Genomic DNA, 25,332 nt, shown 5'->3' on the forward strand with positions numbered 1-25,332 from the left:
CTTCCGTCTGAAGCCAGTTCGTGACAGATATTTGCCACGCGAATCCATTGTCAAGAACGCATAGTTGAAATCACGGCGACTTGACTGAAACCTCGGATAGGGCGGGTACGGCAGCGACACGGAGTGCGCCGCGAAATAAACATGAAGGCCGTGGCCTCTCGGCATGAGACCACACCAAGTTTCAAGGCTCCATCACGCGATTTCGATTTTACGCCAAGGCTTACCTGCAATACGCTCCGCGCGCTAGAAATTTCAACCAGGGAGAGACGCCATGAGACGCAGGTTTGCCTATATCGCAGCCGCTTTCGCCTTTTCAGCGGTTGGGATCCATGCTCAGGACAGCGCGATGAGTTTCTTCGTGACCAGTGCAAATCCCGGCAAGGGCGGCGACCTCGGCGGCCTTGCCGGTGCCGACGCCTATTGCAACACACTTGCCACAGCCGCGGGCTCCACTGGCAAGACCTGGAAGGCCTATCTTTCCACTGACGCCGAGAACGCAAAGGATCGCATCGGCTCCGGGCCATGGCATAATGCCAAGGGTGAAAAAATCGCCGACGACGTGGCCTCTCTACACAGCGACAAGAACAACCTGACCAAGCAGACCGCGCTCAACGAGAAGGGCGAAGTCATCAACGGCCGCGGCGACACACCGAACCGCCACGACATCCTGACCGGCTCGCAAGCGGATGGCACCACGGCGCCTCAAACATGCGGCAACTGGACGATGGGCGGTGCAGAAGGTGTCGCGATCGTCGGCCACAGCGACCGGACGGGACTAAATGACTCTGCGGAAGCCAAGTCGTGGAACGCCGCGCATCCGACCCGTGGCGGCTGCACCGTGGAAGCCTTCAAGACGACCGGAGGCGACGGTCTGTTCTACTGCTTCGCAGCGAATTGATCGGCAAGGCATTGCCGGACGGTGCATTCACCGCCCGCATCGCCACCGCATGCCATCACGAGCCGAGGCGCAGGCACGGATGCCCTGCGTACAGAACACGGTCGCTGTCTAAAGCCAGCCGATCCGCCGAAGCAACCAAAGTGTCGCAACGGATGTGATCGTCACGAACATCACGATGATGACGAATGCCCAGGTGTCGTTGACCCCCGGAATGCCTCCGACATTCATTCCGAACAGGCCGGCCACCACGCTCGGCGGCAGCAGCAGGGCCGCCAGCGCCGCCAACCGATTGGAATTGCGTGCGATGCGTTCGCTGATCACCGTCGAGAGGTCATCGTGCAGGATACCGGTGCGGTCGCGGATGGCATCGAGGTACTCGATGAAGCGCATCAGCTTGTCGATGACCTCGCGCATGCGCAGCTTGTCGCGTTCCAGGAGCCATGGCGCGTCATCATGTTCGATGCGGTTCAATGCATCGCGCTGCGGCGCCAGATAGCGGCGAAGCTGTACAGAACGCCGGCGCAACAGCTTGAGGCGCTGGCGCACCTCGCTTGCTTCGCCGTGAAAGATCATCTCGTCAAGCTCGTCCACCTCCTCGTCCATGGCGTCAAGTACAGGCTCCAGGTCGCGCACAAGCTTGTCGCCGATCAGCGCCAGCAGGTCTCCGGTGCGATGCGGGCCCTTGCCTTTCTCGAGCGCCCGGCGAATGTCGCGCAATGCGGTGATGTAGTGGCCGCTGTCACGCAGGGAAATGACCTTGTTGACGTCGATCCACATATGGAGCGGCACGAGATCGATGTCGGTCTGCTTGTCCGGCTCTTCGTCCGGCGCCGTCGCACACACGCCCCGAAGGATGATTAGCAGACCGTCGGCGACAGGCTCGACGCGCGGCCGTGTTTCCTCTTCGAGAAGGGCTTCCGTCACGAAGCTATCGAGGCCGCTTTCCCTGTTGATCCAATCGGCAGCCGCCACATGGTCGCGCTCGAAATGCAGCCAGATGATCCCATCTTCCGGCTTCCATCGTCGCGCCCGAGCAATGTCCAGCTGTGTACAGCCACCACACCCGTCCAAGAGCAGGGCGAAGCGCAATCCGGGCTCCGCGCCGTAGCTCACTTTAGAGGTAACTGGCGACTCCATCGCGCGCCCCGCAAACAGCCAGAGGAAACCTGAAAATGCAGCCAACACAAAAGCTTGGCACGGCAGATTCTAGCAGGTCACGATCAAGGCGCAAGTCCGCCAGAATCAGCATTGGTATCCGGCAGCCGCGGGCTTGGCGCTCAAAATAGGTCGCCTTCGTCTGCCAAGACGATTTCAACACCGATCAGATTGGCGTATTATTGCAGTGTAATTGTGCGAGGCCGATCCAGGAAGGAGGGCCAGCTTGATCACGACAACCACCGATCACCGCAACTGGTCACAAGGCTTCGGCGCGCCTGGCTCAGGCGAAGCTCCGCGTAACGTTCGCGATCTCACCGAGCATGCCGATATTGTCGTCCTTTTGCCCGATCCGGCCTCGGCACAGTCCTGTCTCGATCTGGCTGACGACGCGGCAGATGCTGTGCACGACAGCATCGCCGCCGTACATATCGGGGCCGATCCGCTGGCCATGCTCGTATCGGCCGAGGAAATCGAATTGCAGATGCTCCGAGACCTCGAGGAAGGTTCGACGCACGAACGGTTCGAACGCGTCAAGCGGCTATTCGACGAGTGGAGACTGAGCGCGCCTCACCGGCAAAGCCTGGTGCTCGGCGATTGCCAGGGTGACCTGCGCCGTTGCGTCGGCAACGTTTGCCGGAACGCGTCGCTTGTCGTCACGCCCTATCGAGGCAATCTCGACGCTCGTGACGCCTTCCATGACGTCCTCTTTCACGAAGGCAAGCTCGTGCTCGTCCCGCCGGCCAATGGCTATCGCGGACGTCTGCTGGACCACGTCCTGATCGGCTGGAAGCCGCATGACCACGCGCGGCGCACGATGGTCGCCGCACAGCGCTGGCTGGAAGCCGCCAACCGCGTTACCGTGCTCTGCGTCGATGACAAGCCGAACAGGCACTACGAGACCACCGCGACGGAAATCTGCCGGCAGCTGGGACTCGATGCCGAGGTCGTCGTGACCTCGTCAACGGGCCGCTCGGTCGGCAACACCATCCTCGACTTTGGTACGTCGGTGAACGCCACCTGCATTCTGATCGGCGCGTTCAAGCACGGTTATCTGCTCGAACTGCTTCTCGGCCGCGTCACCTATCGCCTGCTGTCCCATGCCACTGTTCCCCTGCTAATGAGCCATTGACAGAGCCGCCAAGCGCACCTTTACGAGCCGGAAGATGCGGCGGTGAAAACCGCGAACTGTGCGTCGAATGCACGCTTGTATGCGGGCCGCGCTTGACCGCGAGCGACATAGGCGGACAGGTTCGGGTATTCGGCCAGTAGGCCCGATCCTTTCACCCTGAGCAGCACCGACACCATCTGAAGGTCACCGGCGCTGAACTCGCCGTCGAGCCAGTCGGCATCGCCAAGTCGATCGGAAAGTTCGCCCAGCCGCTTTCGGATGCGTTCCTCGACGAGAGACCGGCGCTCGTCGTACCAAGTCTTGTCGCCCTCTAGGTATCGGGCGATTTCGCGATCGACGATCGGCGGCTCCATCGTGCTGATCGCGGCAAACATCCATGTGATCGCGCGCGCCCTGGCATTCGCATCGTCTGGCAGCAGGCCGGCATGGCGCTGCGCGATATGGAACACGATTGCCCCCGACTCGAACAAGACCAGATCGCCTTCTTCATAGGTCGGAATTTGCCCGAAAGGCTGAAGCGCGAGATGCGCGGGCTCCTTCATCGCTTTAAACGAAAGAAGGCGAACGTCGTAAGGCTGGCCAACTTCTTCGAGCGCCCAGCGAACGCGCATGTCACGCGCCAGACCCTTGCCGCCATCAGGCGACCGTTCAAAGGCGGTAATTGTAATCGTCATCGCTGTCCTCCATAGCTTGTCTGTCTTGAAGACGGCTGGCTAAACGGGAACCCGACAGTTTGTGCTCGAGATAATCCTCGCGGTCACTTCAATCAGCTCAAAGGACGCGTTCCTGCTGCTGTCGAGCGTCGGCTCTGGCACGACCGCCACATCTCCGTGCACAGACCTGCTGCGACCAGCTTGTCGAAGCAAGCGATTGGGCGCAATAGTCGCGACACCTGCTACGTGCAAGATAGGGCTCATCGAGCGTCCGGGGCAAGACAGCCTGTTCCGCGAAATGAAGGAAACCATGCCCCTGCAGGAAAAGGAGATTGGACGTGCCAACAGAGATCGACGACGAACCTCTTCGCAAGCTTGGATTGAAGTATCCCCTTGTCGTCGCGCCGATGGCCGGTGGCCCCTCAACGCCCGAACTGGTGATCGCGGCTTCGGCTGCTGGCGCGCTGGGTTCGGCCGGGGCCGCCTATTCCAATCCCGCAGCCATCGTTGAATTCGCTGACAAGGTACGCCAGCGCACGGACAAGCCCTTCGCGATCAACCTTTTCATTCCTCATGCCGCCCCACCCGTTGATCCGGCCGCGGTGGAGCGGGCGATAGCAGCCACGGCCGGATATCGCGCCGAGCTTGATCTGCCGACCCCGCAATTCAAAGCACCTTTCGAAGAGGACTTCGACTCCCAATTCGAGACGATTCTGAGGATTAGGCCGGCCGTGTTCAGTTTTGTCTTCGGCCTGTTGTCGGCAGATCATACGAAAGCGGCACGAGAAGCCGGCATTCTGCTCATCGGGACGGCGACCGCACCGGAGGAAGCACAGGCACTCGAAGACAGTGGCGTTGATGCGATCACGCTCCAAGGCTTCGAGGCCGGCGGCCATCGCGGTATCTTCGAACCCGACGGCGCCGATCCGGAGATCTTCCTTCGCGACCTTCTCGCTCAATGCAGGGGGAAAGTGCGCGTGCCGTTGATCGCGGCGGGCGGCATCATGACCGCGTCGGACATTCGCGCCACCCTCGCCGCGGGCGCGCAAGCGGTGCAGCTGGGCACGGCCTTCCTGGCCACCAGTGAGGCCGGCACGTCGGCTCCTTACCGGTCCGAACTCGATGCTCCGAAGCGAAAGACCCGAACGACACGCGTCTTTTCAGGCCGGTTTGCCCGAGGTATCGAGAACCGCTTCATGGAAGAGATGACGCCAAAGATGGATGCCGTCATGCCGTTTCCCGCGCAGAACAAGTTTACTCGTGACTTGCGAGGCGCGTCCGCGGCAAAAGGCTCGCCGGACTTTCTGTCGTTGTGGGCAGGAACGGGAGAAGGTGAGCTTTGGCAGGGGTCGACCTCCGAACTGATCCGGAGCCTGTTTGCCGGATAGCTCCGGCCAGGCGACGACCGAGCGGCTCGAGCGATTTCCATGACTTATCGGAAGAATTGAAAGCGCTGACATTGTATCACACTGTATTCAAAGAGCCGCGGGATACAGCAACATGCAAGCCCAGCGGCCGTCAACATACGGCGGATACATCAAGGGCGTCATTAGCAGCAGAATAATGGAGATCGCCCGATGGAGCACATCGACCACGTCCTGATCGTCGATGACGATCGCGAAATCCGGGAGCTCGTGTCGAGCTACCTGAAGAAGAATGGCCTTCGCGTGACCGCAGTTGCCGACGGCCGGCATATGCGCTCCTTCCTCGAAGCGAACTCCGTCGATCTGATCATCCTCGACGTGATGATGCCAGGCGACGATGGCCTGGTTCTCAGCCGCGAGTTGCGTGCCGGACGGCACAAGGCCGTTCCCATCGTCATGCTGACGGCGCGTACGGATGAGATGGATCGCATCATCGGTCTCGAGATGGGTGCGGATGATTACCTCGCCAAACCGTTTTCGGCGCGTGAATTGCTGGCGCGCATCAAGGCCGTCCTTCGGCGCACGCGCATGCTGCCACCGAATCTGCAGGTGTCGGAAGCCGGCCAATTGCTGAGCTTCGGCAAATGGAAGCTCGATACGACGGCGCGCCATCTCGTCGATTCCGACGGGACAGTGATCGCGCTCAGCGGTGCCGAATATCGGCTGCTGCGCGTCTTTATCGATCACCCCCAGCGCGTGCTGAACCGCGACCAGCTTCTCAACCTGACACAGGGCCGCGACGCCGAGCTTTTCGACCGTTCGATCGACCTTCTCGTCAGCCGCGTGCGCCAGCGCCTTGGCGACGACGCCCGAGAGCCGACTTACATCAAGACCGTCCGCAGCGAGGGCTACGTCTTCTCCATGCCGATCGAGATCACCGAGGCACGCTGATGGCGACGCACGCCTTCCTGAATGGATTTCGCCTGTGGCCGCGCACCCTCGGGGCGCGGCTGTTTCTTATTCTGCTTGCTGGTCTGGCGATCGCGCATGGCATGTCGTTCACGGTGCTATTTTTCGAGCGCTACACGGCCGCCAAGTCGGTCATGTTCAACACCCTCGAAAACGACGTCGCAACCTCGATCGCCATTCTCGATCGCCTACCGGTCGACGAACGCGCCGATTGGCTCGATCGTCTTGATCGGGGGAGTTATCGTTTCGTGCTGGGACCCGGCTTGCCCGGCAATCCGACACTCGAGGCGCGCAGCGCCGAAATCGCTTCCAAGGTTCGCGCGGCGATCGGTGCAAAGTATCCGATCGAGGTGGAGACCATTCCCGGCGCCAACCTCCGACTCCAGGCACATCTGTCACTGAGCGATGGTGCGCCATTGACGATAGACATCAACCCGCATGGCGTCATGCCGCTGGCCGATTGGCTGCCTTATGTGCTCGCCGTCCAACTGGCGTTGCTGGTGCTGTGCAGTTGGTTTGCCGTGCGTCAGGCAATTCGCCCGCTCGTCAATCTCGCGCGAGCCGCCGACACGCTCGACCCGAACGTGAAGACCCCTCGCCTGAGCGAGACGGGACCGAGCGAGGTCGCTTATGCCGCAACCGCCTTCAACGCAATGCGCGAACGCATCGCGCAATATCTTGAGGAGCGCGTACAAATACTCGCAGCCATATCGCACGATCTGCAAACGCCGATCACCCGCATGAAGCTCAGGGCGGAGATGGCGGAGGATTTCGGCGATAGGGATAAGCTGATGCAGGATCTCGGCGAGATCGAACGTCTTGTCAAGGAAGGTGTCGCCTATGCTCGCAGCGCCCATGGCAATGTCGAGAAAGCCTCGCGCATCGATCTCTCCTCGTTCATCGAAAGCCTTGTTTATGATTACCAGGATACCGGCAAGGACGTTGCGATAATTGCGATGAGCGGCGGTGCGATCATGACACGGCCGCACGCCTTGAGGCGCGTTCTCACCAATCTCATCGACAACGCGCTGAAGTTCGGCGGCAGCGCCGAGATCGAAGTGCAACGCCGCGCCGACGAGAGCATAGTCGTCACAGTGCTTGATCGCGGTCCCGGCATTCCCGATGACCAGCTGGAAGCTGTCCTCAAGCCCTTCTTTCGCCTGGAGCAATCGCGCAATCGCGACACCGGCGGAACCGGGCTCGGCCTCGCCATTGCCGTACAGCTTGCTACGGCGATCGGTGCATCGCTGACGCTGCGCAATCGGGACGGCGGCGGGCTTGTGGCCGAAATCGCCATCAATCGAACAGCAGCTTGAGCCGCCTTGCGGTTGCCACTGGAAACATTCGCCTGACTATCGGCAAAAGAGCGGCAGCCTTTGACCGCTGCCGCTCCTCGCCATCACACCCACCTGGCGGGGGAACCGTCTTTCTTATCTCGTCAGACGAGGTTTATGGTGACGTTGATATTGCCGCGCGTAGCCTTGGAATATGGGCATATTTGATGCGCTGCATCGACAATAGCCCGAGCAGTTTCGTGGTCGATGTCCGGCAGGCTGACGTTGAGGCGTGCCTGAAGGGAGTAGCCGCCCGTGCTGCTGCAGAGGTCCACTTCGGTGTTGACGGCGAGGTCGGCAGGAAGTGCGACCTTCAGGCTGCTGGCGGCAAAGCCCATCGCGCCGATGAAGCAGGCCGACCAGCCAGCGGCAAAAAGCTGCTCAGGGTTCGTTCCCTGCCCCGCGCTGCCAGGCGACGACAGTTTGATATCGAGGCGACCGTCGGAGCTGCGCGATGCGCCGTCGCGACCGCCGGTCGTGTGCGTCTTGCCGGTGTAGATTACTTTCTGGTTCTCGCTTATGATGTTCTTCCTTTCGACAGAATGGATGCCGCCGAAGCCTGATTGCCTGGCTCGCTGTCGAACCGCAGATGGCGCTCCTTACGTGTCTGGAATGTTTCGTCGCGGTGCTGAAATGTAGCCAACTTCCGTGCAAACGCGGTGCGGATACAATACGATACGAACCGCCCGTAAGCGGCTGACCGCTCAGCCAAGGCGCCGGACGCAGATCGCGCCCGGATGAAGTACGAAGGGCTGCGTGGGCAGGACCGCACCTTCATGACGCGTGCATGATAAAAAACCCGGCGTGCGCGCCTAAACGCTCTAACGCCAGGTCCAGAGTTCGGAATGAAGGCGAAGCCGGAAAAGCGCGGCTGGCCGGCGCGACTACCCTCGCCGATGAACCATCAGAATCGATCGACGTCGACCACGGCTTGCGCAAAGGCTTGCGGCGCCTCCTGTGGCAGATTGTGACCGATACCGCCGGTGATCAGCCGATGTTCGTACTTGCCCGAGAACTTCTTGGCGTAGGCCTCCGGCTGCGGATGAGGCGCACCATTGGCATCGCCTTCCAGCGTGATGGCAGGCACGCCGATGACTGGGAACTTGGCAAGCCGCGCTTCGAGTTCGTCATATTTGCGCTCACCCTCGGCCGCGCTGATGCGCCAGCGGTAGTTGTGGATGGTGATGTCGACGTGATCCGGATTTTCGAAGGCGGCCGCGCTGCGATTGAAGGTCGCGTCATCGAAATTCCACTTCGGTGATGCAAGCTGCCAGATGAGTTTTGCAAACTCGCTCCGGTATTGCTCATAGCCTGCGCGGCCACGTTCGGTGGCGAAGTAGAACTGATACCACCAGGCAAGTTCGGCCTTCGGCGGCAATGGCGCCTTGTTGGCTTCCTGGCTGCCGATGAGATAGCCGCTGACGGAAACCAGCGCCTTGCAGCGCTCGGGCCAGAGGGCGGCAATAATGCAGGCCGTCCGAGCTCCCCAATCACAACCACCGATCAGCGCCTTCTCGATTTTCAGCGCATCCATGAGCGCGACGATATCGGAGGCAATTGCAGACTGCTGACCGTTGCGCAACGTCTTGTCGGAGAGGAACCGTGTCGTGCCGTAGCCACGCAGATAGGGAACGATAACGCGGTAGCCAGCCGCGGCAAGCAGTGGTGCGACGTCGACATAGGTGTAGATGTCATAGGGCCAGCCGTGCAGGAGAATGACCGGAGGCGCGTCGCTCGCACCAAGTTCGGCATAACCGACGTTGAGCAGACCTGCATCGATCTGCTTGATTGTGCCGAACGAGGTGTTGGTGCCTGGCGCGATGGTGGGAACGCGGGCAGCAGTTGGCGTCGCCGCTTGCGCAACACTCGTCCCGATGACGCCCAGTTGCGCAGCAGCGACGGTCAGGGCCGCGACGCCCATGAACCGCCGCCTCTGTTGATTGATTTCCTCTGCCATCGATGTTCTCCAGATTGCGTTAAAGACATTCGTAGAAGCCGGTACGCGTGTATATCCAATGTGTGCCCGATGGCGGGAATTGAATGCTGATGTAGGGATCGGGTCGAGAGATACATTGGTATACTTTCGCCTGCAACTGAGCGACCCGAGGTGAATGTTCAGCTCAAGGACACTCAAGTTCGGGGAGCCGGACCGTTTTCGGCAAAGGCGGGAATCGCGCGAAGCCCGGCGACAACCGCTGCGATGCGAGGCCACTGGTCGAGCGCGAGCCCAGCCCGCTCGGCATTGACGGCCTGCGGGAAGAGGCAAATGTCGGCCATCGACGGCGCATCGCCGGCCGCATATCGACCTGTCTGCCGCCGCGCGAGTAATTCCTCCACTGCAGTCAATCCAACGCGGATCCAATGACGGCTCCAGTCCGCAATTTCCTGCGGCCCGGCTCCTGGAATGGTGCCAAGGCGAGCCGTCACCCGCGGCGGAAGAAGCGGATGGATATCTGCAGCGATCGCCAAGGCGACGGCCCGCGCAAAGGCGCGATCCTCAAGCTTTTCAGGCAACAGCGGTGGCTCGCGATAGCGCTCGTCGAGATATTCGATGATTGCCAGCGACTGGGTCAGAAGCACGCCCTCATCGGTCAGCAATGCCGGAACGAGCCCCTGTGGATTGACATGCAGATATTCGGGTGTCCGATTGATGGCATCGGCACCGAGGATACCGATTGTCTCCCGCTCGACGCCGAGCCCTTTCAGCGCCAGGGCGATCCTGACACGGGACGCCGCCGACGAGATCTTGTCTTCGAAGAGTTTCATCGCGGATCTCCTCAATAATTCGCGCGTTGGGGCAGTGCCTTATCGGCCGATGTCGCCACGAAGGCAACATTCGCGGTCTGCGCGGTTTGCTTCGACCCTGCATCAGTTGGAGGCGATAACCAGGAGAAGAGTGCGGCGATCGCGGGCGGCTCCCCCGGAGCGGTATCCCAGGCACATGGCACTGCTGACAGCGCAAGCACGGCAATGGTGGTGACTAAAATGCGCATTGCTTTCTCCTCAATTGCTTGACCCGTTTGGGTCAATCCCAGGAAAATTCTGATCTTTCCGGAGCGGGTAGAATCCGAGCGTGACGACCGCGCGTATCCCGAATGTGTTCGAATGCCCCGAGGACTGTATCGCTATGTATGCGGGGATCAGGCTCGTTCGACTGACCCAAGTTTGAATTATCGTCACCTCGATGCGGCGGAGCGACGCCACCGCGGCATGGCGCCAAGGTCAGCCTGCCTGGTCTGCGACGAGCGCTGGACGCTCCCGATACTGCGCCGGGAAAAGCCGCTTCAGAGCTTCGATCTTCGGTTGCTCGTAGACGTACACATAGGGCTGGCTGGGATTGTTGTAGACGTAGTCCTGATGATAGGCCTCAGCGCGATAGAAAGTTTTCCCGACTTCGGTCGAAGTGTGAATCGGGCGACTGAAAGCGCCTTCTTGACCGAGTTGCGCGATGTAGTCGGAAGCGACCTTCGCCTGCTCGTCGTTCAGCGGAAAGATCGCCGACCGGTATTGCTTCCCGACGTCAGGCCCTTGTTGGTCGACCTGCGTCGGATCGTGAACCACGGAGAAGAAGATCTGCAGCAACTGGCCGTAGGTGATCTGCGTTGGATCGAAGACGATCTCCACCGCTTCGGCATGAGCGGTTTGCCCGGTCTCAGTCATTTCGTAGGTCGCAGTCGCGGCACTCCCGCCGGCATAGCCTGCCGTGGCGCTCACAACGCCGGCAACATGCTGGAACGCCCCTTGCACGCCCCAGAAGCAGCCGCCGGCAAGCACCAGCGATTGCGTTCCGGATGTCACGGCCACGTCATGGAGGGCCGGAGGAATGCGCTTGGTCTCTTCGGGCGGCGATCCGCCATTCAATTTCAGTGCGAGGCCGCCGCCACCGATCACCGCCAGGGCCACAAGGCCGAGGCGTGCGATGGCGCCGATTGAGGCCAAAAGGGTTTTTGCTCGATTTTTCATGGCCCTATCCTCTCAACCAAAGGTGAAGACGAAAGCTTCGACACCGGGATCGAGGAAGCGGATCTCGAACGTCCGCTCCCGCACGTCTTTCGACTGGCGCACCAGCTGGTAGAGGCGCGTTTCCGAAACACTGCCATTGCCTTGCGCATCAATATCCGAACCGTGGTCTGCCCCCGGCGCTACGCCGTCCACCGTCACCTGAAAGCGGACCTTCTTGCCGCCCGCTCCAGGCCCAAGGACGAGATGGAGATCTCGTGCACTGAACCGGTAGGTGATGCCTCCACCGGCCTGCTCAAGCGAGGCCTGCTCGCCCCCTACCGTCCACTTGCCCGTCAGACCCCATTCGTTGAGGCCAGGCTTTCCGACGGTGTAGTCACGCGCGGCGTCTGCCCCGGTCCCTTCCGGCGAGATAAAGTTGGCAGCTCGGAGGTAGCCGATGTAGGATTCACCGGACTGCAGGCGCGCAAGGTCGGGCGCCGCCTCGGCGCCCTTGGCATCGGGCGCGACGGTGACCGTGTCAGCCTTCTTGCTGCCTGCGGCTTCCGCCAGCAGATCCTGGATGACGCGTTCGGACTGTTCGTAGTCTCCTTCACCGAACTGGGTGTGCCTGATCTGGCCCTTCGCATCGATGAAATAGTGAGCCGGCCAGTAGTTGTTGGCGAATGTCCGCCAGATCTTGAAGTTGTTGTCGATCGCCACGGGATAGCCGATCTGGAACTTGTCGATCGCCTGACGGACATTGTCGATCCGCTTCTCGAAGGCAAATTCGGGGGAATGGACGCCGATCACGACCAAGCCTTGGTCCCGGTACTTTTCCGCCCAGGCCCGAACGTAGGGGATCGTCCGAATGCAGTTGATGCAGGAGTAGGTCCAGAAGTCGACGAGAACCACCTTGCCGCGCAATTCTTCGGCCGTGAGCGGCTTCGAATTCAACCACTCCACAGCACCGTCAAGCGACTGGAAGCGGCCTAGCACCGGCAAGTCGCTCTGGTATCCCTTGCGCGCATCATTCGCAGCGAGTGCCATCGCATTGCCTGCCGGCTTCCCAGCGGCACCGCCAGCGCCGTGCAGCCTGTCCAGCAGCGACTGCTCGATGCTTTTGCTGCTGGCATAGGAGAGACGCGACAACAGGCCGGTATCGAGCCCGAGCGCAATCGCCGTAACGCCGGCCAGTACGGCAACGCCAAGACCCTGCCGAAGGCGTTCGCCGACGCCGAGCGATCGCTTCATCGCGGCAAACACCTTCTCGCCGGCAAGAGCAGCCATTGCCAATGAGGTGGCAGCGCCCGCGGCGTAGGCCGTCAGCAGGAGGGTGGTCTGCACGTTTGCCCCTTGCAGGGCGGCACCGGTGAGGACCAGTCCGAGGATCGGGCCGGCGCAGGGCGCCCACAGGAGACCGGTCGCGACGCCGAGAAGGAAAGAGGTACCAACGCCAGCCCTCTTGCCGCTCGCTTGCTGCGACAGACGGCTGCCGAGTGCCACAGCCGGCCGCGTTACCACCGCCGCGATACGCGGCGAAAGCAGCGTCACGCCGAAGCCAGCAATCAGCGCAATGGCGACATATCGGCCAATTTCGTTCGCATCCACGGCCCAACTTCCGCCGACTGCGGCAAGCGTTGCCACGCCCGCGAACGTCACGATCATGCCGATCAGCATCGGCAGGATGCTTCTTGTAAACGGCTGACCTGCCCGCGACAGCACGAAAGGCAGGACCGGAAGGATGCAGGGGCTGACGATGGTCAGCGCCCCTGCAAGATAAGCGATCAGGAATAGGATCATTGTCATCCCCTGCAGTTGACCGATGCTTGCGCACTGGTCGTTGATGGTGACTGCAGGGGATCAGCCCGAAGTATCCAGGATGTGTCGCGTTTCCTGAGCTCGACTTTGTACAAAATCGGTGGTGATTTCGGGGGCATCTGAGCAGCCCTGGGTGAATCAATTCGCCGCAGGGTCCCGGCCTTGCGCCATTCGTTTGATCGGATTCGAACGAATGGATGAGCGAACAACATGATTGTAGCCGTGAGCCGGGAGACGCGGTCCCCCACATCCTTCGCAAATGGCTGTCGCCGTTTCGTTTCTGGTTTACCGCGCCAAGCTGGGAGCATCTGCTGGTCCTGGTGATGGGTGCGCTCCTTTCGCCTGGCAAGCGAACGGTGACGGCCTGCCTGCGCATCACCGGACGCGCGGAGGTAAGTAATTTTGCCGCCTATCATCAACTCCTCAACCGAGCCCGCTGGAACCCTCGCACGTTGGCGGCCCGTCTGCTGTCCATCATTGTTGCCCGGCTCGTGCCCGAGGGCCCTGTCGTGATTGGCATGGATGATACAATCGAACGGCGTTGGGGCCAACGCATCGCCGCGCGTGGAATTTATCGTGACCCGGTGCGCTCCAGCCATGGCCACTTTGTCAAAGCCAGCGGCTTGAGATGGTTGAGCTTCATGGTTCTTTCACCTGTCCCATGGGCAAAATGTATTAAAGCCCTGCCGGTGCTGACGATCCTGTGTCCCTCTGAGCGCCATGATCAGAAGAAGGGCCGAAAGCACAAGCTGCTGACTGATTGGGCAAGGCAAGGCGTCTTGCAGCTTTGCCGCTGGCTGCCGGGCCGCGAAATCATCTTTGTCGGCGATAGCAGCTTTGCCGTTCATACACTGGCTGCGGCTCTTCCCGACACGGCCACTCTCATCACGCGGTTGCGTCTGGATGCCAGTCTCTTTGCTCCACCAGATCAACGGCACGAACATACGCTCGGGCGACCGGCGCAAAAAGGCAGGCCATTGCCGAAACTGAAAACGCTCCTCAAAGACGCAAAGACCGAGTGGCAGCGCATCGTCGCATCGTCCTGGTACGGCAAGCAAACCGACAAAACCCTTGATGTCACATCAGGAACCGGCCTCTGGTATCGGCGTGGAACGCCCCCAAGACCAATTCGCTGGGTTCTCGTTCGCGATCCATCAGGCCGTCGTGAACCCCAGGCGTTCATGAGCACCAACGTCAACCTTGAGCCCGCTCAGATCATTGCCTATTTCGTTCGGCGCTGGCAGATCGAGGTCACCTTCGCCGAAACGCGAGCGCATCTTGGCGTGGAAACCCAACGGCAGTGGAACGACAAAGCCATCATGCGCACGACCCCGTCGCTGCTGGCGCTCTACAGCCTCGTCACACTCTGGGCATGCGATCTGCTCGGTCATGGCGTCCTTCCCTATGCCGCCGCCTGGTACAAGAAAACAGAGTTCACCTTCTCCGATGCCATCGGTGCGGTTCGCATGATCCTGTGGGATCAGGATATTTATCGACAGCACCCGCCAGACCCGGACATTCCTGAAACTCAACCAAGCCGCCTCAAGCGGATGACACAAGCACTTTGCTTCGCTGCATAATGTACAAAGTCGAGCTGAGAATTGTATCAAAATGCAAGCAGCGCCAGCCGTAGGCTCATGCGTTCAAAAGCTTCAACAGTTTCTTGGCGGCCGAGGTGGACGAAGCCGGGTTCTGGCCTGTGATCAAGCGCCCATCAACGATGGTGAAATCGGCCCAGTCGCCGGCTTTCTCATAGTGCCCGCCCAATCGCTTCAGCTCATCCTCGACGAGGAAAGGCACGACCTCCGTGAGATGGACGGCCTCCTCCTCGCTGTTGGCAAAGCCCGTGACACGCTTGCCCTTGACAAGGGGCTGTCCCTGATAGGTCACCTTTCTCAGAACTCCGGGGGCATGACAGACAGCGGCGACCGGTTTGCCGGCATTGTAGAAGCTTTCGATCAGCGCGATCGAATTCCTGTCGTTGACGAGGTCCCACATCGGACCGTGGCCACCGGGATAGAAGACCGTGTCGAAGCCGTCCGCCTTGACGTCGCTAAGCATTACAGTGTTTGCCAGCTCCTTTTGCGCCGCTGGATCGCCCTTGAAGCGGGCCATCGCCTCGGTCTGGTTGGCTGGCTCGTCGCTCTTCGGATCGATCGGCGGCTGCCCGCCCTTGGGCGAGGCCAAGGTGATCTCGGCACCTGCATCCTTGAACACGTAGTAGGGCGCAGCAAACTCCTCGAGCCAGAAGCCGGTCAGCTTTCCGGTGTTTCCGAGCTGATCATGCGAAGTCAAAACCATCAGGATCTTCATCGTCGGTCTCCCTTTGTTGAGCGAACGCAAGACGCGGTTTGGCCGGCTACCCTCGCAGTCGCGCGCATTGCTCGCTGCAGGGCCTCGTCATCCAACCTGAAAGATTCTGGATCCGCTGCCGGGCTACCCGACCGATAGCGCGGTGGCGCGGCCTGTCTTGCTTTTACCTCCCGATATTTACTTCCTTCCGATTTCGGGTGAATACTCGCCGCCAGGCAATCACTATTCCGCGGGGCGACACAATGGATCGCATCGACGCCATGAAGGTGTTTGTGACGGCAATCGACGAGGGCAGTCTCGCCGGAGCAGCCCGCAACTTGAAACGATCGCCGACGGCGGTTAGCCGGGCGCTCAGCTTCCTAGAGGCGCATGTCGGCGTCGAACTGCTGCACCGGACAACCCGGACGCTGAAGCTGAGCGAGGCAGGTCAGCGCTATGCGGCAGCCTGCCGGCGTGTGCTCGTCGATCTTGAAGAAGCCGACATGCTAGCCGGGGGCGAGCGCTCCGCACCGCGCGGAACGCTGACCATTTCGGCACCGCCGATTCTTGGAGAAGAGGTGCTGCGCCCCATACTGGACGACTTCCTTGACCTTCACCCGACGGTCTCCGTGCGGTTTCTTATGCTGGATCGGTTCGTCAACCTGGTCGACGAAGGCGTCGATCTTGCCGTGCGCATCGGCCACTTGTCGGATTCCTCCCATGTCTCCACTCGTCTCGGTGGCGACGTGCGACGCGTCGTGGTCGCCTCTCCTCGTTATCTGGCCAACCATCCGCGCATCGACGAACCCGGGGACCTGGCGAAACAGCAGATCATCGCGTTCAGCAACTTCGGCCTGGATTCCTGGAGCTTCACACCGGCGAAGGGGTCTACGATCCCGCGGACGGTTCATTTCACGCCGCGCTGTATCGTCAACAGCGTTCGCGCCGCCGCCGCGTCAGCCGCTGCAGGCGGCGGCCTGACGAGGCTCTATTCCTACCATGTCGCATCTTATGTGCGCGACGGACAGTTGAAGATCGTGCTCGCGGACGCAGAGCACCCGCCGCTGCCCGTGCATCTGCTCGCACCGCAAGGCCGGATGTCGGTGCCAAAGGTCCGGGCCTTCGTGGACTTTGCAACGCCCCGCCTGCGTTCCGAATTCGCGCGCATGGCAACTGCAGCAGGCGTACTCGCCTAATTATGCCGAAATTCGGTTGATTGTCGCTCAAACAACGGCAATTCTCTCACATATCGAATGGATCTAAATCAATTGCACCAACGCCGAGGGCGTAGGGCGGCCTCAACTGTAACGGCCGCTGCACTTGAAAGGATCACATCATGAGCACGGAACAGAAGGTCGCCATTATCACCGGCGCATCGCAAGGCATCGGTGCAGCATTGGTTCAGGCTTACCGCGACCGGAACTATCGCGTCGTGGCCACCTCCCGATCGATCGAGACCAGCTCCGATACAGGCATCCTCGCCGTAGCCGGCGATATCAGCAAGCCCGAGACTGCAGAGCGGGTAGTGCGCGAAGCGCGTCAGCGTTTCGGCCGCATTGACACGCTCGTGAACAACGCCGGCGTCTTCCTGGCGAAGCCATTCACCGAATTCACCCAGCAGGACTACGACCACAACATGAGCGTCAATGTCGCTGGCTTCTTCCACATCACGCAGCGCGCAATCGCGGAAATGCTGAAGCAGGGCTCGGGTCACATCGTCACGATCACGACCAGCCTGGTCAATCAGCCGATCGCCGGTGTGCCCGCAGCTCTCGCTTCCCTGACCAAGGGTGGTCTGAACGCAGTCACCCAGGAACTGGCCATCGAGTACGCAAAGAGCGGCGTTCGCGTCAACGCGGTCTCGCCGGGCGTGATCAAAACGCCGATGCATCCGCACGAAACCCACGCCGCGCTTTCGACCCTGCATCCGGTCGGCCGGATGGGCGAAATTCGCGATATCGTCGACGCCGTCCTCTATCTTGAGAGCGCGAGCTTTGTGACCGGCGAGATCCTCCACGTCGATGGCGGTCAGAACGCCGGCCGCTGGTAGGCACTGCGACGTTGGTTGTCCGGCCGAACCAACGTTCATCCCCGCGGCCGCGAGCCCGAATGGCCGCGGTCGCCGTCAAGATAAAGCTGAAATGAGGTGGAAAATGAAACTGGTCATGGTCGCCGACCCGATGTGTTCCTGGTGCTACGGTTTCGGAAAAGAAATGACTGCGCTGCAGCAGCGTCACCCCGAGATCTCGCTTGCGATCATCGTCGGAGGTTTGCGCGCCGGTGCGACAGATGTGCTTGACGAGGCGGGCAAGCGTTTTCGCCTGGAACATTGGGCGCGGGTCGAACAGGCAAGCGGCCTTCCCTTCAATCGGGATGGGCTGATGGCCCGCCAGGGCTTTGTGTATGACACCGAACCCGTTTGCAGGGCGGTCGTGGCGGCACGTATCCTGGCCCCGGAAGCCGACTTGCTGAAGGTCTTCCGCGCCTTCCAGCATGCATTCTATGTCGATGCCGTCGACACGACCGATGGCACGGTTCTCGCCAAGGTGGGTGCCGAGGCCTTGAGTGCCGAAGGCCATCCCGTCACCCAGGACGAGTTTCTGGCGATATGGCAGAGCAAGAGCACCATCGACGCCGCCTCGGCTGACTTCATCAGGGCGCGATCGATGGGCGTGACGAGTTTCCCAAGCTTGTTCCTTGCCCAACAAGGCAAACTGCGCCGGGTCGGCAACGGATATGCCGATGTCGAAACATTGGAACACGAGATCGCCGCTCTGCTCGCAGCATAGCGCCATTTAAGTCAAGCCCGAGAAAGGAGACTGCAAATGCCCATCGTCACCGTACAGGTTACCCGCGAAGGAACCACACCCGACCGCAATTCGGTAACGGCCGAAGAAAAGGCCGCGATCATCAAGGGCGTCAGCCAAGTGCTGCTCGACGTGCTTAACAAGCCGCTTGAATCGACCTATGTCGTCATCGAGGAAGTCGATCTCGACAATTGGGGCTGGGGCGGCCTGCCGACCGTGCAGTACCGCAAACAGCGCGCCGCGGCAGCAAAGTCCTGAAGCTGTCGAGGTCTGCGCGGACCCGTTGCTCACGTTGCGAGCGACGGGTCCTGGCGCTTGCGTTTCGACAGCGCTTCGGACAGCACCAGCCCGCATCGCGTTAGTCTATACTGGGCGCGAATATCAGCCATAGCGACCACTGCCCACCCGGGTCATACCATTGTGCGTGGCTTCCTATTGCAGATGCTGAAGGCCGACCTCAGGACATCCTCGGACGTTGGCAAAGGTGATTTCGCGGCGATCGCCCCACCCGGTCAATCCTCTCAACGTCAGAACATTCTCGTCGCGATAGACCACATCGGTCCGGTAGATGCCGGCACGGCGGGCTCTGTTCGTCGCTTGGCTGACGTTGCAGGTGCCTTCCGATGGCGACACATGCCAGGTGCTCGTACCCCTGCCGTCGCGATTCCAGCCGTCCGATGCGCCCGCCGCCACGGCCGGCAGCAAGGCTACGAAGATCATCAAGGTCGTATGGAAGGCGGCTTTCATGATCCCTGCCCCGGTTGCACTGCGCTTGAGCGCTCTGCGCCAAAATAGACGGGCCTGCGCGTAGCGCAATCATCTCCGGGCGGACCCGCGCGCCATTTGCGAACAAATGTCGCCGGAGTCGTGCGGCAGCGTTGATAATCGGTTAACGCTGCCGCCGATCGGCTGAGTGATCACCCGTGGCGGGGTTCATCGTTCGCGCGGGCAAGGACAAAGTCGTGTTTTACCTCCCAGAAATCGCCGGCGAATTGATACTGTTTCGACCGTTCGCGATCGCTCGTCCGGCGGAATTCGGCAAGCAGGCTCTCCTTTACGCCGAACACTGCATCGGAACTGATGTAGGGATCATCGGGATCGAAGATATGGGTGGTCAGTGGTTCGAAGCCTTCGGCCTTGATGATGTAATGGAGATGCGCGGGCCGATAGGGATGGCGGCCCAGTTCCTTCAGCAGTTGCCCGACCGGGCCGTCATCCGGGATCGGATAATATTTGGGTTTCACCGCCCGAAACCAGTAGCGCCCATCCGGACCGGTGCGGAACACGCCCCGCAGATTGAAGTCCGGCTGAAGGCCCTTTTGCTGAACGTCGTAGAAGCCCTCGTCGTTGGCCTGCCAGACATCGAGCAGCGCATCGGCGATCGGCTGTCCGTCGGTATCGAGGATCCGGCCTTCGATAAACATATCCTCGCCCTTCTGGTCGAGGCAGATGTTCGCCCCCATCGGCAGTTCCGGCGCGTCGGCAACGTGAAACGGACCAAGCACCGTGCTCTCCGAAGCACCCGAGGGTTTGCGGTTGTTGATCGCATCGACCAGCATCGAAACGCCGAGGACATCGGAGAGGAGAATAAACTCCTGCCGCCATTCGTTGCAGATCTGCCCCGTGTGCGTCAGGAAGAAGATGGCCTTCATCCACTCATCCTGTGTCGGCTCCATTTCCTTTACCGCTTCGTGGAGCTTTCGCGTGATGACTTCCATCACCTGCTTCAGGCGTTCATCCTTGGCCTTGTCGTTGCGGCCGGTCACCACAGCGATCGAACTTTCTTCCGTAAAGAAGCCCTTCTCATGTGCTTCCATGATGCTCTCACTTATCAAGGATGGATTTGAGGACGCGGCGCAGTTCGGCTTCCGGATTGGAAACCATTGAATCTGCACGCCAGGCGACGTGGTGATCGGGCCGCACGAGAATGGCGCCAGAATCCCGGACCTCGCGCGCATTCGCCCAATCGCCAACCAGGTCCTGCCATTGCTGGCGAGGTCCGATCATGTGCGTGGCGATCCGGATATTGAACTCCTTTGCGAGTGCCTTGGCAGCCGCTAGCCAGCCATCACCACCGATACCAGTCAGAACCGTGAAGGCGCCGTGGCCGGTCAGGTCGAGGGTGGAGACTTTCTCACCACCGTGATTGAACAGCCAAATATGCGGCAGCCGTGCGCCGGGCCATGTCGTCGGCTGGTAGTGAAGTTCCGGGTCCTTCGCGAAAGCCGGCTCTGGTCGACCGTCGGCAACGACGGCACTTGACCTGTACCGCTGGTTCATCTCGACGCCATGCGCGTCGAACTCGTAAACCTTGTAGGCGATCGCTTCCCGGATCGCCTTGCGCTGCCTCTCCGCCTCTGGAGTATCCTTGCAGCGGGCGTCCATGTTTTCCTGCATCTTGACCGGATCGACAGAGTCCAGAAGGCCGAGGGCCTTGAAGATCGGGCCGAACTCTTCGATCGACTTGTTGGCTCGCGTCACGATCTGCTTGGCGATCGGCGCACGCTCAGCATTGTAGCTATCAAGCAGACCCATTCCGGCCTGTCCCTTCAGCACCATGGACAGCTTCCATGCGAAATTGAAGGCGTCCTGGATCGACGTGTTGGAGCCAAGTCCGTTCGACGGAGGATGCCGGTGGGTGGCATCTCCCATGCAGAAGACACGGCCCTTGGACATCGCCACTGCGTACATGTTGTTGACGGTCCAGGTCGAGACCGACTTGATCTTCGGCTGGAGCTCCTGGTCACCGACGAGGTCCCGAACCACCTTGACGGCGAAATCCTCGGTCACGTCAGGCGCCGGCCGGTTGATGTCGTAGCCCCAGACGATCAGCCATTCGTGCCAGGGCCGGACCATGCGCACCAGGCCCATTCCGATGCCGCCGACATCCGCGCCCGGCTGCAGCACCCAGTAAAGCACGGAGGGTCGGTGCGCGACATGCCGCGACAGATCGGCCTCGAACAGGATGTTCATCGAGCCGCCGACACCCATCTTGCCTTCGAAGGAAAGACCCGCCTGTTCGGCCACCCTCGAATTGCCACCATCGGCGCCAACCAGGAACTTGGACCGGACGCTAAATTCCTTGCCCGTCAGCCGGTCGAGACAGGTGGTGGTGACGCCGTCGGCATCCTGCGCATGGCTGACGTACTCCGTCGACATGCGCGCCTGCGTGCCACGCGAGCAGGCAGCCTTGAAGAGCAGCGGCTCCATGAAGGTCTGCGGCAGGTCGTTCATCAGGCTGGGTGAGGAGAGTTGATGCTCGGCGCGAGACAGCGGATGCTTGCCCCAGCTCTTCATGCGGCCGATTTCCTCACCCGTCAGCGACGTGCAGAAGACGTTCTCACCCATCAGATCCTGCTCGGCGGCGAACATATAGGCTTCGTCTTCGACATCGCGACCGAGATCGCGCAACACCTCCATCGTGCGCTGATTGGTGATATGGGCGCGCGGTGTATTGGCGAGCCATCGGAAGCGATTAATCACCATGTTCTCGACGCCGTAAGTCGACAGCAGCGCCGCAGTTGCAGATCCGGCAGGGCCGGTTCCGATGATGAGTACGTCCGTTGTGATATCAGCCATTTGGCTCTCCTATCTTCTTGTGTCCGAGAGGTCCGCCTTTGAGGATTCGGCGAACCGGAAAAAGCTGGATGCCGGTGCGGTCGGAAAACAGGCCCCAAAGCCCGCGCGGCGCAAACAGCATCGTGACGATGGCGACCAGGCCGAGGATCAAGAGATACCAGGAGCCATAGCCAGCAAGCAGGTTCTGCAACAGGAAGAAAACGATGACGCCGACAATCGGCCCCTCGACCGTACCGATGCCGCCGATGACGACGATGAAGATCACGTAGGCCGTCCAGTCGATCACCGAGAACGCGGCATCTGGCGAGATGCGTTGCTTCTGGACATAGATCAGCGCGCCACAGCAGCCGGTCAGAAATGCCGCGGTTAGGTAGACCATGGTCTTCATCCGCCGCGCATCGACGCCGACGGCGCGTGCCGCCTGCTCATTGTCCCGGACAGCCGCAAGACCCAGCCCGTGCCGCGATCGCAGCAACCGGTAGATGGCTCCGATGGTGGCCAAGGCGAGTACCAGCGCGAGCCAATAGGTCAAAGCATCGCCGGCCTCCGCCGATTTCATGCGCAAAAGGGATTTCAACAGGTCGACGCCGATCATGTCGCGCGTCGCGTCACGCGGCAACGATGTGCCGGTTCCGCCACCAAGCGCCTTCCACTGGGCGAAGAGCAGACGACCGACCTCGGCGATGACCCATGTGCCAATGGCAAAATAGGGACCGTAAAGGCGGAAGGTGAAAAAGGCCGTCGGCACGGCGACGATGACCGCAAAGACACCGGCCACGAACACCGCCGCCACAGGATCGAGGCCCAACAGGCTGACGAGAGCAAACACGGCGTAAGCCCCGCAGCCGACGAAGAGTTGCTGGCCGACCGAAATCAGGCCGGCATATCCGGCAAGCAGGTTCCAGCATTGCGCCAGCACCAGCATGGTGAGGATGAAGAACAGGTCCTGGACGGCACCGCGCGACACCAGAAGCGGCGCCAGGAACGCGAGGACCACCGCGATGGCAGCCATGACGGCGAATGCCGCGGAAGCGCCCGTACGGGTCTCGACTTTGAAGGTTGGTGCGAGCAACTGTTCCATGACGCTCAATCCACTGCGCGCGGGAAAAGGCCGCGCGGCTTGAACAGGAGGACGAGAAGGAAGGCGAGATGCCCGGCGAGGATCTGCCATTCCGGATTGACGGCCGCCCCGATCGTCTGCGCGACACCAAGTATGATGCCGCCGGCCAGCGTTCCCCAAAGTGAGCCCAGCCCGCCAATGATGACGGCTTCGAAGGCATAGATCAGCCGGGCCGGTCCCGACGTCGGATCAAAATTGGCGCGCGTTCCGAGGAACAGTGCCGCGATGGTCACCACGACCATGGCAAGGCCTGTCGCCATGGCAAAAATGCGTTGCGGCCGGATGCCCATCAGGCCTGCCGTGGTGACATCGTCGGATGTGGCACGAAACGCCCGGCCGATCGAGGTGCGATAGATCAACTGGTTCAGCGCAATGATGGCGAGGATCGCTGAGCCAAAGGTCAGCATCGGCATGACACCGACATTGATCGGCCCCAGCGAAACGGAAGCCGTCTCGAGCGCGCCGGTTGATATCCGACGGCTGTCGGCCGTAAAGCCTTCCAGCAAGCCATTCTGGATGACGATCGAAAGACCGAACGTGACGAGCAGAGGCGGCAGGATATCCTTTCCGAGCGTACGGTTGAGCAAGTGGTATTGAAGGACCCAACCGGCTGAGAACATGAGGGGAGCCGCAATGAGCGCGGCAACGAAAGGATGAAGCCCCAGCAGGGAAACAAGCAACAGGATCAGAAAGGCGGCGAAGACGATCAGGTCGCCATGCGCAAGGTTGACAAGCCGCATGATGCCGAAGACCAGGCTTAGTCCCGCGGCAAAAAGCGCATAAAGCCCGCCGAGCAAGATGCCTTGCGCTATCGTATCAAGCCAGTTCATGACCATCTGCTCCGAAATAAGCCTTGTGAATGGCATCGCGGTCGAGGTCGCATGGCTCTCCGGAGAGCGTGATGCGGCCCTCCATCATGCAATAGACCCGATTGGAGACCTTGAGTGCCTGAGCGATGTCCTGCTCAACGATGATGATCGCCGCTCCGGTTTCCCGGATTCGTGGAAAGGCGGCATAGATGTCGCGCACCACGACCGGCGCCAGTCCAAGGCTGATCTCATCGCAAAGGAGCACGTCCGGGTTCGACATCAACGCCCGGCCGATCGCCACCATCTGCTGCTGGCCGCCGGACAGTGCCGTGGCAGGGTTTCGCCGACGCTCCTTGAGGATCGGAAACAGCGCATAGATGCTCTCGAGCGTCCAGGGGCCCGTGGCCTTGCGGCCATAGGAACCAATCAACAGGTTCTCCTCGACGCTCAACGATGGAAACAGCCGCCGGCCCTCCGGCACCATGGCAATCCCGCGCGACATCACATCGGGGGCGGCCAGCGCGCCGATCGCCTCTCCCCGATAGCCGATGGAACCGGGCTCGTTTTTTAGGACGCCCGACAGCGACCGCATCAGCGTCGTCTTGCCGGCCCCATTCGCGCCGATGATCGCCAGCGTCTCGCCCTCTTCGAGGCTGATATCGATGCCGAACAGCGCCTGGAAGTCACCGTAGGAAGCCGTCAGTGCGTGGGTTTCGAGAAGTGGCATCACACATCGATCCCCAGGTAGATTTCGCGAACTTGCTTCGAGTTCATGATCTCGTCGGGCTTACCGATGCCGATCACGCGACCGAAATGCAGGACAAGCAGACGACCGACCACGGCGTTCAGCGCATGCAGGACATGCTCGATCCAGATCACCGCAATGCCTTTGTTGTGCAGGCCGCGGATGGTCGCCACCAGTGCCCGGCACTCGCCTTCCGTCAGCCCGCCGGCAATCTCGTCGAGCAGCAGAAGTTTCGGATCGGTTGCCATCGCGCGCGCCAGTTCCAACCGCTTGCGCTGCAGCAGCGTGAGGCTGCCGGCCATTGCATTGGCTTTGTCAATCAGACCGGTGTCGATGAGGATTTCTGCACAGCGATCGGCAACCTCCCCTTCCCGCTTTCGCGCGCCGAACGATCCGGCCACCAGCAGGTTCTCGAACACCGTGAGCTGATCAAAGGGCTGCGGAATCTGGAAGGTGCGACCCATCCCGGCAAAGCACCGCGCCATCGGCGGTGTATTGGTCACGTCGGAGCCTCTGAAACGGATCGCGCCTTTGTCTACAGAAATGTTGCCATTGATCAGATTGAACACCGTCGACTTGCCGGCGCCGTTCGGGCCGATGATCCCGAGTGCCTCGCCGTCTTCCACGGCAAAGGAAATCTGTTCGGCGACGGTCAACGCGCCGAACTTCTTCGAGACACCTTCCAGTTCCAATATTGGCATCCATCTCTCTCCCA

The 25,332-nt window shown here is 60.9% G+C and carries 26 protein-coding genes; 10 read left to right on the plus strand and 16 right to left on the minus strand.

Annotation, left to right across the window (positions count from 1 at the left end):
- Positions 1 to 271: 271 nt before the first annotated feature.
- Positions 272 to 898, plus strand: a complete 627-nt coding sequence (locus LPU83_RS54540) for a hypothetical protein (protein ID WP_024316064.1) — start codon at positions 272 to 274, stop codon at positions 896 to 898.
- Positions 899 to 1,006: 108 nt separating this feature from the next.
- Here LPU83_RS54540 and LPU83_RS54545 read toward each other — a convergent pair whose 3' ends face one another.
- Positions 1,007 to 2,035 (minus strand): CorA family divalent cation transporter, encoded by a 1,029-nt coding sequence (locus LPU83_RS54545; protein WP_024316065.1) that lies wholly within the window; start codon positions 2,033 to 2,035, stop codon positions 1,007 to 1,009.
- 244 nt (positions 2,036 to 2,279) lie between these two features.
- Here LPU83_RS54545 and LPU83_RS54550 point away from each other — a divergent pair, with 244 nt between their 5' ends.
- On the plus strand, positions 2,280 to 3,185 hold the full coding sequence (locus tag LPU83_RS54550) for a universal stress protein (protein WP_024316066.1): 906 nt from the start codon (positions 2,280 to 2,282) through the stop codon (positions 3,183 to 3,185).
- A gap of 20 nt (positions 3,186 to 3,205) precedes the next feature.
- On the opposite strand, the gene LPU83_RS54555 is transcribed toward LPU83_RS54550, so the two are convergent.
- Complete coding sequence (locus LPU83_RS54555; RefSeq protein WP_024316067.1) at positions 3,206 to 3,859, minus strand: glutathione S-transferase family protein; 654 nt, start codon at positions 3,857 to 3,859, stop codon at positions 3,206 to 3,208.
- Positions 3,860 to 4,176: 317 nt separating this feature from the next.
- Here LPU83_RS54555 and LPU83_RS54560 point away from each other — a divergent pair, with 317 nt between their 5' ends.
- The 3 genes from LPU83_RS54560 (at position 4,177) to LPU83_RS54570 (ending at position 7,487) form a co-directional block, all read left to right on the plus strand.
- Positions 4,177 to 5,226 carry an NAD(P)H-dependent flavin oxidoreductase gene (locus LPU83_RS54560; RefSeq protein WP_024316068.1) on the plus strand — a complete coding sequence of 350 codons (1,050 nt, stop codon included), beginning with the start codon at positions 4,177 to 4,179 and terminating at the stop codon, positions 5,224 to 5,226.
- 189 nt (positions 5,227 to 5,415) lie between these two features.
- A complete protein-coding gene (locus LPU83_RS54565) occupies positions 5,416 to 6,153 on the plus strand; it encodes a response regulator (protein ID WP_024316069.1) in 738 nt (245 codons plus the stop codon).
- Positions 6,153 to 7,487: a sensor histidine kinase gene (locus LPU83_RS54570; protein WP_024316070.1), complete on the plus strand. Its 1,335-nt coding sequence runs from the start codon at positions 6,153 to 6,155 to the stop codon at positions 7,485 to 7,487. The genes LPU83_RS54565 and LPU83_RS54570 overlap by 1 nt, the downstream gene beginning before the upstream one ends.
- Before the next feature lie 122 nt (positions 7,488 to 7,609).
- Here LPU83_RS54570 and LPU83_RS54575 read toward each other — a convergent pair whose 3' ends face one another.
- The 6 genes from LPU83_RS54575 to LPU83_RS54600 form a co-directional block, all read right to left on the minus strand.
- Positions 7,610 to 8,026, minus strand: coding sequence for an organic hydroperoxide resistance protein (locus LPU83_RS54575; protein WP_082321231.1), 417 nt, complete (start codon positions 8,024 to 8,026; stop codon positions 7,610 to 7,612).
- A gap of 383 nt (positions 8,027 to 8,409) precedes the next feature.
- On the minus strand, positions 8,410 to 9,462 hold the full coding sequence (locus LPU83_RS54580) for an alpha/beta fold hydrolase (RefSeq protein WP_024316072.1): 1,053 nt from the start codon (positions 9,460 to 9,462) through the stop codon (positions 8,410 to 8,412).
- A gap of 173 nt (positions 9,463 to 9,635) precedes the next feature.
- Entirely contained in the window at positions 9,636 to 10,271 is a 636-nt protein-coding gene (gene maiA, locus LPU83_RS54585; RefSeq protein WP_024316073.1) for a maleylacetoacetate isomerase, read from the minus strand.
- Between the two features lie 11 nt (positions 10,272 to 10,282).
- Positions 10,283 to 10,498, minus strand: coding sequence for a hypothetical protein (locus LPU83_RS54590; RefSeq protein WP_024316074.1), 216 nt, complete (start codon positions 10,496 to 10,498; stop codon positions 10,283 to 10,285).
- Positions 10,499 to 10,727: 229 nt separating this feature from the next.
- A complete protein-coding gene (gene msrA, locus LPU83_RS54595; protein ID WP_024316075.1) occupies positions 10,728 to 11,468 on the minus strand; it encodes a peptide-methionine (S)-S-oxide reductase MsrA in 741 nt (246 codons plus the stop codon).
- A gap of 12 nt (positions 11,469 to 11,480) precedes the next feature.
- The gene (locus LPU83_RS54600; RefSeq protein ID WP_024316076.1) at positions 11,481 to 13,247 is read right to left on the minus strand and encodes a cytochrome c biogenesis protein DipZ; all 1,767 of its coding nucleotides are present in this window, start codon (positions 13,245 to 13,247) and stop codon (positions 11,481 to 11,483) included.
- Positions 13,248 to 13,462: 215 nt separating this feature from the next.
- Between LPU83_RS54600 and LPU83_RS54605 the strand changes: the two genes are divergently transcribed.
- On the plus strand, positions 13,463 to 14,845 hold the full coding sequence (locus LPU83_RS54605) for an IS701 family transposase (protein WP_037068948.1): 1,383 nt from the start codon (positions 13,463 to 13,465) through the stop codon (positions 14,843 to 14,845).
- A 55-nt stretch (positions 14,846 to 14,900) separates the two neighbouring features.
- On the opposite strand, the gene LPU83_RS54610 is transcribed toward LPU83_RS54605, so the two are convergent.
- Positions 14,901 to 15,578 (minus strand): type 1 glutamine amidotransferase domain-containing protein, encoded by a 678-nt coding sequence (locus LPU83_RS54610; RefSeq protein ID WP_024316077.1) that lies wholly within the window; start codon positions 15,576 to 15,578, stop codon positions 14,901 to 14,903.
- 242 nt (positions 15,579 to 15,820) lie between these two features.
- Between LPU83_RS54610 and LPU83_RS54615 the strand changes: the two genes are divergently transcribed.
- The 4 genes from LPU83_RS54615 (at position 15,821) to LPU83_RS54630 (ending at position 18,622) form a co-directional block, all read left to right on the plus strand.
- Positions 15,821 to 16,753 (plus strand): LysR family transcriptional regulator, encoded by a 933-nt coding sequence (locus LPU83_RS54615; protein WP_024316078.1) that lies wholly within the window; start codon positions 15,821 to 15,823, stop codon positions 16,751 to 16,753.
- A gap of 140 nt (positions 16,754 to 16,893) precedes the next feature.
- Complete coding sequence (locus tag LPU83_RS54620; protein WP_024316079.1) at positions 16,894 to 17,607, plus strand: SDR family NAD(P)-dependent oxidoreductase; 714 nt, start codon at positions 16,894 to 16,896, stop codon at positions 17,605 to 17,607.
- Between the two features lie 103 nt (positions 17,608 to 17,710).
- Positions 17,711 to 18,346 carry a DsbA family protein gene (locus LPU83_RS54625; RefSeq protein WP_024316080.1) on the plus strand — a complete coding sequence of 212 codons (636 nt, stop codon included), beginning with the start codon at positions 17,711 to 17,713 and terminating at the stop codon, positions 18,344 to 18,346.
- A 36-nt stretch (positions 18,347 to 18,382) separates the two neighbouring features.
- On the plus strand, positions 18,383 to 18,622 hold the full coding sequence (locus LPU83_RS54630; protein ID WP_024316081.1) for a tautomerase family protein: 240 nt from the start codon (positions 18,383 to 18,385) through the stop codon (positions 18,620 to 18,622).
- Positions 18,623 to 18,796: 174 nt separating this feature from the next.
- Here the strand turns inward: LPU83_RS54630 and LPU83_RS54635 are convergent, their stop codons facing one another.
- From LPU83_RS54635 to LPU83_RS54665, 7 genes are all read right to left on the minus strand, one after another.
- Positions 18,797 to 19,111 (minus strand): hypothetical protein, encoded by a 315-nt coding sequence (locus LPU83_RS54635; RefSeq protein ID WP_024316082.1) that lies wholly within the window; start codon positions 19,109 to 19,111, stop codon positions 18,797 to 18,799.
- 170 nt (positions 19,112 to 19,281) lie between these two features.
- Positions 19,282 to 20,181 (minus strand): intradiol ring-cleavage dioxygenase, encoded by a 900-nt coding sequence (locus LPU83_RS54640; RefSeq protein ID WP_024316083.1) that lies wholly within the window; start codon positions 20,179 to 20,181, stop codon positions 19,282 to 19,284.
- A gap of 7 nt (positions 20,182 to 20,188) precedes the next feature.
- Positions 20,189 to 21,943, minus strand: coding sequence for an FAD-dependent oxidoreductase (locus tag LPU83_RS54645; RefSeq protein ID WP_024316084.1), 1,755 nt, complete (start codon positions 21,941 to 21,943; stop codon positions 20,189 to 20,191).
- Positions 21,936 to 23,024 carry a branched-chain amino acid ABC transporter permease gene (locus LPU83_RS54650; RefSeq protein ID WP_024316085.1) on the minus strand — a complete coding sequence of 363 codons (1,089 nt, stop codon included), beginning with the start codon at positions 23,022 to 23,024 and terminating at the stop codon, positions 21,936 to 21,938. Before LPU83_RS54650 ends, LPU83_RS54645 begins: the two co-directional genes overlap by 8 nt.
- Before the next feature lie 5 nt (positions 23,025 to 23,029).
- A complete protein-coding gene (locus tag LPU83_RS54655) occupies positions 23,030 to 23,893 on the minus strand; it encodes a branched-chain amino acid ABC transporter permease (protein WP_024316086.1) in 864 nt (287 codons plus the stop codon).
- On the minus strand, positions 23,880 to 24,599 hold the full coding sequence (locus LPU83_RS54660; RefSeq protein ID WP_024316087.1) for an ABC transporter ATP-binding protein: 720 nt from the start codon (positions 24,597 to 24,599) through the stop codon (positions 23,880 to 23,882). The genes LPU83_RS54655 and LPU83_RS54660 overlap by 14 nt, the downstream gene beginning before the upstream one ends.
- Positions 24,599 to 25,318 (minus strand): ABC transporter ATP-binding protein, encoded by a 720-nt coding sequence (locus LPU83_RS54665; protein WP_037070008.1) that lies wholly within the window; start codon positions 25,316 to 25,318, stop codon positions 24,599 to 24,601. Before LPU83_RS54665 ends, LPU83_RS54660 begins: the two co-directional genes overlap by 1 nt.
- Positions 25,319 to 25,332 lie beyond the last annotated feature (14 nt).

It is taken from the genome of Rhizobium favelukesii (assembly GCF_000577275.2).
GTDB classification, from domain to species: Bacteria; Pseudomonadota; Alphaproteobacteria; order Rhizobiales; family Rhizobiaceae; genus Rhizobium; species Rhizobium favelukesii.